The organism is Sorangium sp. So ce117 (genome assembly GCF_051524395.1).
Classification (GTDB): domain Bacteria; phylum Myxococcota_A; class Polyangia; order Polyangiales; family Polyangiaceae; genus Sorangium; species Sorangium cellulosum_B.
The window spans coordinates 8,513,993-8,525,749 of sequence record NZ_CP150309.1 but is presented as its reverse complement, the minus strand read 5'-3'; the positions used below and the strand labels follow the sequence as shown (position 1 = coordinate 8,525,749).

Annotated in this window: 7 protein-coding genes; 5 read left to right on the top strand and 2 right to left on the bottom strand. The window is 71.1% G+C overall.

All coding sequences use genetic code 11. From position 1 onward, the window contains the following. The first annotated feature begins 17 nt into the window (after positions 1–17). Entirely contained in the window at positions 18–500 is a 483-nt protein-coding gene (locus tag WMF46_RS31790) for a TIGR02266 family protein (RefSeq protein ID WP_437980633.1), read from the top strand. 88 nt (positions 501–588) lie between these two features. Here WMF46_RS31790 and WMF46_RS31785 read toward each other — a convergent pair whose 3' ends face one another. Continuing rightward, a complete protein-coding gene (locus WMF46_RS31785; RefSeq protein WP_437980632.1) occupies positions 589–1,587 on the bottom strand; it encodes a zf-HC2 domain-containing protein in 999 nt (332 codons plus the stop codon). 19 nt (positions 1,588–1,606) lie between these two features. Beyond that, a complete protein-coding gene (locus tag WMF46_RS31780) occupies positions 1,607–2,227 on the bottom strand; it encodes an RNA polymerase sigma factor (protein WP_012238576.1) in 621 nt (206 codons plus the stop codon). 777 nt (positions 2,228–3,004) lie between these two features. Between WMF46_RS31780 and WMF46_RS31775 the strand changes: the two genes are divergently transcribed. From WMF46_RS31775 to WMF46_RS31760, 4 genes are read left to right on the top strand one after another with little or no spacing between them, the layout of a single operon-like run. Further along, positions 3,005–3,571, top strand: a complete 567-nt coding sequence (locus tag WMF46_RS31775) for a hypothetical protein (RefSeq protein ID WP_272094878.1) — start codon at positions 3,005–3,007, stop codon at positions 3,569–3,571. Positions 3,572–3,597: 26 nt separating this feature from the next. Further along, positions 3,598–6,006: a tetratricopeptide repeat protein gene (locus tag WMF46_RS31770; protein ID WP_437980631.1), complete on the top strand. Its 2,409-nt coding sequence runs from the start codon at positions 3,598–3,600 to the stop codon at positions 6,004–6,006. 17 nt (positions 6,007–6,023) lie between these two features. After that, a complete protein-coding gene (locus tag WMF46_RS31765) occupies positions 6,024–10,406 on the top strand; it encodes a tetratricopeptide repeat protein (RefSeq protein WP_437980630.1) in 4,383 nt (1,460 codons plus the stop codon). Then, a complete protein-coding gene (locus tag WMF46_RS31760) occupies positions 10,403–11,755 on the top strand; it encodes a tetratricopeptide repeat protein (protein ID WP_437980629.1) in 1,353 nt (450 codons plus the stop codon). Before WMF46_RS31765 ends, WMF46_RS31760 begins: the two co-directional genes overlap by 4 nt. Positions 11,756–11,757: the final 2 nt, after the last annotated feature.

The following is an 11,757-nucleotide window of genomic DNA, read 5'->3' as shown; positions in this document are numbered from 1 at the left end:
CGGCTAGTCGCAGACTCATGACCGGGGGCCGTGGGGACTCGAACCATCCGCCCGACCCGCCGGGTGGTACGCCGCCGTCCTCCGCGCAAGCCGGCGCCTACGGCGAGGACGCCGAGCACGAGGCCCCCGCCCCGGATTCGCTCGACCGGCGCTCGTCCGAGCGCCTCGACGTCACCTGGCTCGTGGACTGCGAGACCGATGACACGTTCCTCTACGCGTCCATCACCAACATCTCGGAGATGGGCATCTTCGTCCGCACGACGCAGCCTCTCTCGATCGGCACGCGGCTCACGCTCCGCTTCTCGCCGCCGGGGGTCGACGGCTCGTACGTGCTCGAGGGGACGGTGCAGTGGATCAACGAGGTGCGCCCCCTCCACGACAACCCGAACCCGGGCATGGGGATCCGCTTCGTCGATCTCACGCCGGACGATCGCGAGCGCATCGTCGGCACGATCAGGACGATCGCCTACATCCGCGACGCGCCGGTGAAATCGAATTGACGCTGGCGCCGCCGCGGCGCGCGCGGTGAGGTCGAGCCGCGGCGCCGGGGATGGCGGAGGCGCGGGCCGCGCTGGCGCCCGCGATCCGTCAGCGAGAGATCGCGGTGTCGGCGGGCGCCGCCTGCGAGGGGCCCGCTGCACCTTTCTCCTCGGCGTCGCGCGGCGGCGCCGCGGGCATCGCCGCCTTGGCCGCGGCGCGCCGCGCCGCAGCGGCGGGGGCGGCGGTCGCCGGCACCGAGTTCTGCGCCTGCGCGCCGGCGGCGTTCGCCTCGAGGTCCGCGAGCTGCTGCTCGGCGCGGTCGCCGTAGCCCTTCGCGGAGCGCAGCGCAAGCAGCAGCTCGCGCGCCTTCGCTGTGTCGCCGGAGGCCTGGTAGCACCGGGCCGCCTCCCACATTGCGGCGTGCGCGGACGGCGTGCCCGGGTGCTGCGCGCCGACCTCGTCGAGCTTGCCGACGGCGGCCGCGCAGCCCGACTTGCGTTGCAGCGCTTGCGCCTCGTGGAGCGCGGCGCTCGCGCCGTCGTCCGGGGATGCAGACGCGGACGCACGCGCGCTCTTCTCCTTCGCCGCCTCCGCCCTGGGCGCCTCGTTCGCCTTGGCTTCGGCCGAGCGCCGGCCGTCGCCTTCCTCCATCGCGACGGCCGCGGGGGCAGGCGTGGCGCTGCGGGGCGCCTCGTGCTGATCCGACGACGCGGGCTGGCCCCACTCGGTGACCCGCACCGGCGCCACGCCCGTCTTCGGCCGCAGCAGCAGCAGGCTCGATCCGATGACGAGCACGAACAGCGCGGCCATCGCCAGCTGCGGCCGCATCGCGTGGCTGCCGGCCCAGGCCAGCGCGCGGAGCGCCTTGCGCCGGAACGGCGTCTTCTTCTGCGCGACCTCGACGGCGTCGAGGATCCGCGCCTCGAGCTCCTCGCTCGGCTCCTCGAAGGGCAAGGCGCCGACGTCGCGGGCCGCGCGCAGCCCCGCGAACGCCGACGCGCACCGGGCGCAGCCGTCCATGTGCCGCTTCATGGCCGCATACGTCAGCTCGTCGAGCTCGTCGTAGAGCGCGTCCATCACGTGCTGGTCGAACTTCTCGCAGTCCATAGACAGCTCTTCCGGAGCGCTAGCGCAGCGCCCTCGCGTAATCCTCGTACTCCGAGAGGGCCTCCTGGAGCCGCTCCAGTGCGTAGCGCATCCGGCTCTTCACCGTGTTCTCGGGCACCCCCACGATGTGGGCGATGTCCTTGAAGGGCACGTGCCCGATCTCCCGGAGCAGGAAGACCTCCCGCTGCTCGTGCGGGAGACCCTCGACGGCGCGGACGATGCGCTGCCCCATCTCGGTCCCGATCGCGACCCGGTCCACCGCCGCCTGGGGCGCCGGGTCCGCGGTCCGTTCGCCGAGCGTCGGGCCGTCGCCGCCCTCCCCGGAGCCCTGGTCGAGCGACGGGTGGCGCCGGAGCGACATCTTGCGCAGGTGATCGATGCAGACGTTGCGCGCGATGGCGAACGCCCAGGTGGTGAACCTGGCCTCGTGCTTGAAGTCGGAGGCGCTCTGCACGATCTTCACGAACACATCCTGCACCAGATCCTCGGCGATCGCAGGCCCGCGGACCTGTCGCAGGATGAAGTTGTAGATGGACGTTTTGTGCCGCCGGACGAGCCCGGCGAACGCCGCGCGGTCGCCGCCCTGGAAGCGCATCATCAGGGCTTCGTCCGTGACCTCCTCTCGAGAAATCGGGACCATCCTAGCTCCCGGAGCGGCCGAGCCTCTGCGGCGCTCCTTCGGCGGCCCGGGTGGCGGGGTGTTCGCGGCGGCGGCCGCGGCGTCGGATCGGACGCGCGGCGCGGCTCGAAGATCTGAGGAGCACTCCTTCCCCTGACACAAGCGCACCTTAGCGGATCCGCCCCCGAGCGAGCGAGCCCCCTTCGCCCGCAGCGCCCGCGGCCGGGGAAGGGCAGGGGGACGGGCGTGCGCGGACCTTTACGCGCGCCGCGCGCCGCCGGTCGCGCCGCGCGCCGCCGGCGGGGGGAGCCGGTCGCGGTCGCGTGACGTTCTCGCCGGAGGAGGAGGCAGGTGTCCAGGTCGTTGCGCTCGGAAGCCTGCCGCCACTAGACTCCCCGGCACCGGGCGTGAGGTCGCCCCCCTCTGCTGACGAGGGTTCAACCACGAGGTTACCTTTCGATGCGACTTATCAGGATGCTGGCAGTGGGGGTGGGAGCCTCGTTCTTGATGTCGATGCCCGCCTTCGCGCAGGCCCCGGGCGGCGCGGCGGGCAAGGCCGCTGCTCCCGCTCCCGCCGCCTCTGTGGCGCCGGCGGCCTCCACAGCACCGGCTGTCCCCGCTGCGCCTGTCAACGGAGCGAAAGCGGCTCCTGCGCCTGCTTCCGCGACGGTCGCACCGGCTGCGGGGGCGGCGGCGCCTGCCGCGACGGTCGCCCCCGCTGCCGGCGCGACGGCCGCCCCGGCGGCGCCTCCTGCCCCGACGAGCACGCCGGCTGCCGGCGCGGCCGCCGCTCCGGCGATGGATGGTCCTACCTATGCGGTGCGGCTGCGCGATCTGGAGCAGCGCATCGACGAGCTCAAGGAGCAGATCCGCCGCAGCCACACGCGGCTCTCGCTCCTCAGCGACACGATCCTCTCCGGCGGCGGCGCCGGCTCGCGCGCCTCAATCCGATTCAACAACGAGCTGTCGTCCGCGTTCCGCGTCACGCGCGTGCTGATCGTCCTGGATGGCGCCGTCCAGTACAACAAGACCGATCAGTCGGGCGCCCTTGCCGAGCAGACGGAGATCCCGATCTTCAACGGCTCCGTTCCGCCGGGGGATCACACGCTCCAGGTGCTCGTGAACCTGCAGGGCAACGGCTACGGGGTGTTCTCCTACCTCCGGGGCTACCGCTTCGAGGTGCGCTCCAGCCATTCCTTCACGGCGGTCGAGGGCAAGACGATCAACCTTCAGGCGGTCGCGTTCGAGAAGGGCGGCGTCACGACCCCGCTCGAAGAGCGGCCAGCCGTCCGCTTCGTCGAGAAGATCGTGAGCGGCCTCTCGGATGCTCCCGGGCAGCCGTCCGCCGCCGCGGGTGGGAAGTAGCTTCGAGCTCGTTAGGACAAGCCACCATGACCTGGGACACCGGATCGCGGGTACTCCCTGCCTTGCTTGGCGTGCTCGCGCTCGGCGCGGCGACGACCGCGGCCCCCGCCGAAGCGTGGGCCCTGGACGCTGAGCGCGCCTACACGAGCGCCTCGCAGCAGATCGGCAGCGTCACCTCCGGGCTGGGCGCCATCCAGGCTGCGATCCACAAGTCCCGCGGCGAGCAGCGCACGCCGGCCCAGCGCATCGCGGATGCCCAGCTCCTCATGGGCTCCAGGGATTACGAGCGGGCGGCGAACGTGCTGAACCAGGTGGTCGAGAAGTACCCCGACCATCCGACGGCGTTCCCGGACGCGCTCACGCTGCTCGGGGAGACGTACTTCCGCTCGAAGCAGTACCTCTCGGCCCGCCGGGTCTTCCAGCGGATCGTCGCGAGCGGCGCCGAGCCGCGCTTCGCCCCCTACCAGGCGAAGGCGCTCGGCCGGCTCGTGGACATCTGCCTCCGGATCAAGGACTACGACGCGCTCGACGCCATCTTCGCGTCGATGAACAGCGTCCCGGCCTCCACGGCGGGGAGCGCCCTCGCATACGCGCGCGGCAAGGGCCTCTACGTGAAGAAGGACTTCGGCGGCGCGAAGGCTTCGCTCGGCGGGGTCGACCCGCAGAGCGAGTACTTCCACCAGGCGAGGTACCTGCTCGGGCTGATCGCGGTGAAGGAGGCGACGCCCCCGCCCGAGCCGCTCAAGGAGGGCGAGGCGCCGCCGGCGGTGCCCAAGACCCGCTACGTCGCCGCGATCGATCTGTTCCAGAAGGTGACGCAGCTGCCGGCCGACACCTCGGAGCACCGGCGCGTCATCGACCTCGCGTGGCTCGCGATCGGGCGGCTCTTCTACGAGGCCGACCAGTGGTCCCAGGCCGTGCAGGCCTACGGCCACATCGACCGCGTCTCGCCCGAGTTCGGGACGATGCTCTACGAGCTCGCGTGGGTGTATGTCCGCCTGGGCGACGTGGATCGCGCCCAGCGGTCGCTCGAGATCCTCGCGATCGCCGAGCCGGACAGCCAGAACATCGCGGACGGCTCGCTGCTCCGCGGCGACCTGATGCTGCGCGCGGGCCGCTTCGAGAAGGCGCTGAAGGTGTACGAGGGCGTCCGCGCCACCTACGACCCGATGCGCGCGCGCGTGGACGCGTTCCTCGGCTCGACGAGCGATCCCGCGGTCTACTACGACAAGCTGAGCCAGGAGCAGATCGAGGCGCTCGACACGACCACCTCGCTCCCGCCGCTGGCGGTGCAATGGGCGCGCGAGGCCGAGGACGGCCCGGCTGCGTTCGCGGTGATCGACGACATCAACCACTGCCGCGAGCTGATCAAGCAGTCGAACGAGCTCATCGAGAAGCTGAACGCCGTGCTCAGCTCGCCCAACCGGGTGCGCGCGTTCCCGGAGCTCAAGGCCGGCGAGGAGAAGGCGCTCGCGCTGCTCAACCGGGTCGCGCTGGCGCGCCTCGCGCTCGGCCAGGGCATGGATGACGTGGAGGACGACTCGCTCTCGGGCGAGATCGGCGGCGCGCGCGCGAGGCGTAGGGCGCTGGAGAAGCGCCTCGCGCGGGTGCCCGTCACGGACGCCGACTTCCAGGATCGCGAGGCGCAGGCGCTCAAGCAGTGGAACACCCAGTCGCAGCGCCTGCAGCAGCTCACGCTGCAGATGGACTCGCTGCAGGCGACGGTCAACGGCCTCAGGCGGCTCCTTCGCGATGGCCCGCACGCCGGCGTCGTGCGGGATCCCGCGAGCATCGCCCGGTTCGAGATCGAGCTCGCCCAGAACGAGCGCGACCTCGCGCTCTACCGCCAGCAGGCCGACGTGCTCCGCAAGCAGGTCAGCGCGGGCCGGGTCCAGGTCGGCTTCGGGGATCAGCGCTTCATCGAGGACGCGCAGGTGCGCAAGGCCCACCGCGACGCGTTGACGCGCGAGGTGGAGCTGGCCGCGGCGGGCGCCGGCGGTGCGGAGCTCGCGGCGTACGCGCAGCGCATCACGCCGGTGCTCCGGGCCGGCGACGCGGCGGACGCGAGGGTCGAGGCGGCGCTCCGCGACATCGAGGGGGAGGTCGCCCAGAAGTCCTCGGGGCTCCGGCAGATCGTCGGCCGGGAGACGGCGAACGTCGTTCACTACTCGGTGCAGCTCGATGGGCTCGACCGGGAGGCGCGCCTCGTCGTCGGCGAGGTCGCGATGCGAAACTTCGGCCTCGTCCGCGACCGGCTGAAGAACATCATCCTGCGCGCCGACGTCGGCATCACCGAGGAGGCGTGGGAGGTCCGCGAGGAGCAGATGACGCGCGTTCGCAGCCTGCAGGTCGAGCGCGCCCGAGAGGATCGGGTCCTCAAGGAGGAGCTCAACGAGGTCCTCGACGACAGCGGCGATCCGGAGGACGAGAAGTGAGCAAGGAGCGTGGTGGCGTGAGCGCGCCGCAGATCTCTGGCGCGCCGCGAAGAGGGGCAGGGGCGCAGATCCTCGGACCGGGGGTCGCGCGCGCGCCGCTCGGCGCTGTGCGAACGGGGCGCCGTCGCCCGCGCGGCGCGCTCGGGTTTGCCAGCCTTGCCCTTGTGCTTGCGGTCGCGCCGCTCGCGCTCTCCCAGCCGGGTGGCCAGCCAGCGCCGGCGGCGTCTGCCGTCCCCGCGGCCGCGCCGACCACGCCTGCGCCGACCCCGCCTGCGCCTGGCGCCGCCGCTGCGCCGACCGCGTCTGCGCCTGGTGGCGCCGCGGCTGCGCCGACCCCGCCTGGCGCCACGGCGCCGGCCGCGCCGGCGGTGCAACCCTTCGCGCCGCCGATGTCGGTCGGGCGCAAGCAGGCGCCGCCGCCTCCTCCTCCGACGCCGGCTCAGCTGGCGGCGCTCGCCGCGCTCGAGAAGGAGGCGGCCGCCTACGAGAAGGCGGCGCGCGACTACCGGAGCGCCATCACCCGCATCGTGCAGCACCACTACGAGGACCGGCGCCGCCGCATCCTCTCGTCGCTGGACCGCGAGATCGAGATCGAGAGGAAGGGGCTCCGCGACGCCCGAGAAGAGGCGATCCGCAGGCTCGAGGTGTTCGTCGAGCGCTACAGCGGCCCCAACGCCCACCCCGAGAACACGCCCGACGCGATGTTCCGCCTGGCCGCGCTCTACGAGGAGCGCGCGCGCACCGACACTGACGCGAGCGAGGATCTCAGCGTCGCGCTGCTCCCGGCCATCGCGCTCTACAAGCGCGTCATCCGCGAGTTCCCTCAGTACCGCGAGCTCGCCGGGATCTATTACTACCTCGGCCATGCGCTGAACGATTCGGTCCGGTTCCCCGAGGCGCAGCAGGTGTGGCGCTCGCTCGTGTGCCACACCAAGTATCCCTATCCGGTCGAAGTCGACCCGAAGGATCCGACGCGTGACACCGTCGGCAAGCTCCCGCAGGACCACGACAACGATTACTGGACCGGCTGGGAGGCGCGCCACCCGACGCCCATCGGGTCCACGCCGGGCGGCCGGGCGCTCCAGGGCACGCGCAAGGGCGCGCGGGGGCGGGCGCCCGTCACCGAGGACGAGACGGCGTACGTCGATCCGTATCCGGACGACTGCCAGCCGATCCCGCAGAAGACGGCGCTCGGCGCGGAGCCCCGCTACATCGCCGAGGTCTGGTGGCAGATCGGCGACTACCATTTCAACGAGATCGACCGCGCCGGCGGCCCGTTCAACTACAACAGGGCGGAGTCGGCGTACCGGCAGTCCATCAAGTACAAGAAGCCCCCTGTCCACGGCGTCGCGATGTACAAGCTCGCCTGGACGTACTTCAAGCAGCAGCGTTACGAGACCTCGGTACGCCAGTTCATCGAGCTGCTCCGCTACACCGACGAACAGGAGAAGCTGACGGGCGATCCTGGCGCCGATTTCCGCGCGGAGGCGTACACCTACATCGCCGGCTCGCTCACGTACCTCGACTTCGTCGGCCCCGGACCGGACGAGCCCTACGTCCCGCGGAACGACGTCCTCGACGTCGAGACCGACCCGCGCATGGCCGAGCAGAAGATGCGGATCGCCATCGAGCGCGTCCAGGATCCCAAGCTGATCCCGCAGGATCAGAAGTGGACGGTCGAGATCTACAAGGCGCTCGCGCTGGAGTTCAAGGAGCTCAATCAGTATCGGAACACGATCGAGGTGAGCGAGATCCTCCTCAAGAAGTGGCCGATGCACCGCGACGCGCCCGTGATCCAGAACCAGATCGCGGACATCTACGACACGCTCACCTCGCAGTCGCGCGAGGGGACGGCCGAGCGGGCGATGAACTCGGCGAAGGCGCTCGAGGCGCGCACGAAGCTCGCCCAGTACGTCGGGACGACCCCGTGGGTCGAAGCGAACAAGGACGATCCCGAGGCGATCCAGACTGCAGAGCGGCTCGTGCGGGGCGGGCTGCGCCGTGCTGCCGCCGATCACACCAACGCCGGAAGCGCGCTCGTGCAGCAGGCGCTGACGGTCGGCGACAAGGAGACGCGCGACCCGATCTTCGAGCGGGCGCTCGGCGAGTACCGCCTCGCCGCGCAGGGCTGGGCCGGCTACCTGGCTCAGGACGAGAACGCCCCGGACGCGTACGAGAGCCGGTACTGGCTCGCCGACGCGCACCACATGGTCGTGGTCATCACGGTGGCGATGGATCGCTCGCCAGCGACGCACGAGATCGAGCAGGCGAGGAGCTCGGCGGTCGGCGTGCGGGACTCCAACGAGGACGACAAGTACCTGCAGCCCGCGGCGTACATGGTCGTCGACACCGCCCACCAGGCGCTCCTGGATCGACACAAGCTCTTCCAGCGAACGAGCGGCGCCGAGGGCATCGAGCCGCGCGAGAAGGTCAAGATCGTCGGCGAGGGCGACCAGCAGCGCGTCGTCGCCGAGCCGCTGCCCCCCCAGGTCCAGGCGGCCGTCACCGCGCGGGACGAGTACATCCAGCGGGTCCCTCCCGCGCTCGACGCCCCGAAGAACATCGACCTCTACGCGTTCCAGGCGGCCGACTACTACTTCCTCTACGGCCAGTTCGCCGAGGCGCGCAAGCGGATGGAGCCCATCTACGAGGCGCAGTGCGGCAAGACGGAGTTCGGCTACAAGGCGTGGGAGCGGCTCACGACGATGTCGAACCTCGAGAACAACGTCGAGCAGAGCCGCAAGCTCGCCGAGGCGGCGCTCACGCGGAGCTGCGCCGTCAGCGAGGAGCAGAAGCTGAAGGAGGGCGACATCGCCCGGCCGACGATCTCTCGCGGCTATTACATCGACGCCGCCCGGGCCTTCGAGAAGGCCGAGAAGATGCCGGACGGCCCCGCGCGCGTCGCCGCCTGGCGCGAGGCCGCGGCGCTCTACAAGGTCGCGCTCGAGAAGGCGCCGGCCCGCGACGAGGCGCCGGAGGCCGCCATGAACGGCGCTTACTGCTACAAGCAGGTGGGCGACTACGACCAGGCCATCGCGATGTACTCCCTGTTCATCAAGGAGTACGGCAGCGAGGAGAACCTGTCGAAGCTCGAGAAGGGCGATCCGGGCGCGAACCCTCCGAAGAACCCCGATCCGAAGCGCTACGCCGAGCGGGTGAAGTACCTGAAGCAGGCCTACGACGCGCTCTCCGCCGCGTACGTCCTCTTCTTCAACTACCGCAGCGCGGCCGAGACCTACGACACCATCGCTCGCAACGGCCGGTTCGAGCAGGCGGCGCGCCGGGACGCCGCCAGGAACTCGGTGCTGCTCTACGCGAACATCGGGGAGCGCGACAAGATGACCGCCTCGCGCGCCACCTTCATGAGCCTGAACCCGCCCCCCGAGCAGAAGGCCGACATCGATTTCCTCGTCGCCTCGGCGGACCTGAAGGCCTGGGACGAGCGCGGGGCCGACGAGGGACCGAACCGCGCCGCCCGGACCAAGGCCACGCAGTCGATGGAGGCCTATTACGCTGCCAACAAGAACAACCCGGCCGCGAGCGGGTATGTCGTCCAGGCGGCGTACCATGCATCCAAGATGCGCGCCGCCGGCGGCGATCCGAAGGCGCGGGACTGGTGCAAGAACACCATGACGGCGTTCACGTCCTTCCGGAGCTCGGCGACCGGCGACAAGGTGAAGGCCCTCGGCTCGGTGCAGGCCGACATGGCGGCGGAGTGCGCCTACAAGGCCATCGACGATCGCATCAAGGCCGAGTTCGACTACGACACCGGCCATCACCGCTACGAGGGGGTCATCGATCAGGTGAAGCGGGCCTTCGAGGCGGATATCACCAAGGCCAACGACAGGTACTGGAAGGAGCTCCAGGAGGTCATCACCGCCTACGAGTCGCGCCCGTGGTCGGTGGCCGCGCGCGCGCGTCAGGGCTCGCTCTACGACTCCTGCCGCACCGGCCTCTACAACGCCCGCCCGCCGGGGCTGAGGCTGTACACGGACAAGGAAGAGAAGCTGCTCAAGCTCGCCGAGACGAGCGATCGCGAGGATCTCCAGGAGACGGCCGACGCGCTCCGGCAGAACCGGCGCGAGCAGTGGCGCGCGGCGCGCGAGCGGCTCCTCAACGATGCCGACAAGGCGATGGTCAAGTTCTACGTCGAGTCCGTCGTCTGGGCGAAGGCGTGGAAGGTCCGGAATCCAGCGGTCGACCTCGCGATCCAGCGGCTCGCGTTCTTCACGGACATCCTCGGCGACGCCAAGCTCCGCGAGTGGAGCCAGGGGGTCATCGATCCCGAGACGAAGCGCCCGTTCGAGTACAAGGATGGCCTCTTCCTCCGGACGCGGCCGGGCATGACCCCGCCGCTCGCGCCCGACGGCCTCCCCCTGCCCCTGCCGGTCGTCCCATGATGCGCCGCCTCCCTGTCACCCTCATCGCCAGCCTGCTCGCGGTCATGTCGCCGTTCGCCCTCGCGTCCTGCGGCGAGGAGGCGACGCCGCCGCCCAAGGTGCCCACGGTTCCAGCGGGGCCCGCCGCGACCGCGCCCGTCCAGGCGCCGTACGGCATGAACGACGTGCCGAGCTCGGCGCGCCCCTACGATCTGCCCGCCCAGACGGCTGCGCCGGCCATGAACGCCCGGGCGGCGGCGTTCTACCAAAGCGGCCTGCAGGCGTTCGCGACCGGCGATCTCGTCAACGCGAGGGCCCAGTTCGGGCAGGCGACGCAGGCCGATCCGCGCGCGCACCAGGCCTTCTATTCGCTCGGCGTGGTGCAGGAGCGGCTCCGCGACGCGGGCGCCGGCGCGAGCTACCGCCAGGCCTTCACGCTCGTGCCGGACTACGAGCCCGCCATCATCGCGTACGCGATGCTCCTCGCCAGGAAGAACCAGCTCGGCGAGGCCGAGCGGCTCCTGAGCGAGAAGCGCGGCCAGATGCCGAAGTCGGCGGCCGTCGCGGCGACGCTCGCGGAGGTGAAGTCGCTCCAGCGGGATACCGGCTCTGCCCAGCGGATCGCGCAGGAGGCGCTGAAGATCAACCCCGACTACCGGCCGGCGATGGTGATCATCGCCCGCGATCACTACAGGAACCGGCGCCTCGATCTCGCGCTGTACGCGCTCCAGGCGATCCTCGACGGGTTCGAGCCGGTCAACGAGAACCCGCCGCGCGACAGGGACAACGCCGAGGCGCTGCTGCTCCGCGGCCTGATTTACCGGGAGCAGGGGCAGCGCGCCGCGGCGCTGGAGGAGTTCCGCAAGGCGGTGACGCGCCGCCCCGATCTCGTCGAGGCGCGGGTGCAGCTCGCGACCTACCTGCTCGAGGCGGGCAACGCGCAGGAGGCGCTGCCGCTCCTCGAGGGCGCCGTCCGATTCGATTCCGAGCACGTCGCCGCGCACCTCAACCTCGGGGACGCGTACCGCCTGCTCGAGCGCTACGCCGACGCGAAGCGCGAGTTCGACTGGGTGCTCGCCCGCGACCCGAACCTGGCTCAGGTCCACTACGACCTCGGCCTGCTCTACCTGTTCGCCCCGGCCGTCCCTGGGATGACGCCGAAGCAGCAGGTGGCGGAGGCGATCAAATCGCTGACGAGGTTCCAGGAGCTGCGCAACAAGGGCCAGCGCGACGACTCGGAGGAGCTCCTGAACCGCGCCAAGCTCAAGGAAGGGGAGCTGAACGCGGCTGCCGCCGCGGCTCAGCCCGCGGCTCCTCCTCCTGCCGCCGCGCCGGATGGAGGCGTCGCCGACGCCGCGACCGACACGTGAGG

Coding starts and splice junctions, on each gene's coding strand:
- WMF46_RS31760 (WP_437980629.1), top strand. CDS start 10,403: ATGATGCGCCGCCTCCCTGTCACCCTCATCGCCAGCCTGCTCGCGGTC.
- WMF46_RS31775 (WP_272094878.1), top strand. CDS start 3,005: ATGGATGGTCCTACCTATGCGGTGCGGCTGCGCGATCTGGAGCAGCGC.
- WMF46_RS31780 (WP_012238576.1), bottom strand. CDS start 2,227: ATGGTCCCGATTTCTCGAGAGGAGGTCACGGACGAAGCCCTGATGATG.
- WMF46_RS31770 (WP_437980631.1), top strand. CDS start 3,598: ATGACCTGGGACACCGGATCGCGGGTACTCCCTGCCTTGCTTGGCGTG.
- WMF46_RS31785 (WP_437980632.1), bottom strand. CDS start 1,587: ATGGACTGCGAGAAGTTCGACCAGCACGTGATGGACGCGCTCTACGAC.
- WMF46_RS31790 (WP_437980633.1), top strand. CDS start 18: ATGACCGGGGGCCGTGGGGACTCGAACCATCCGCCCGACCCGCCGGGT.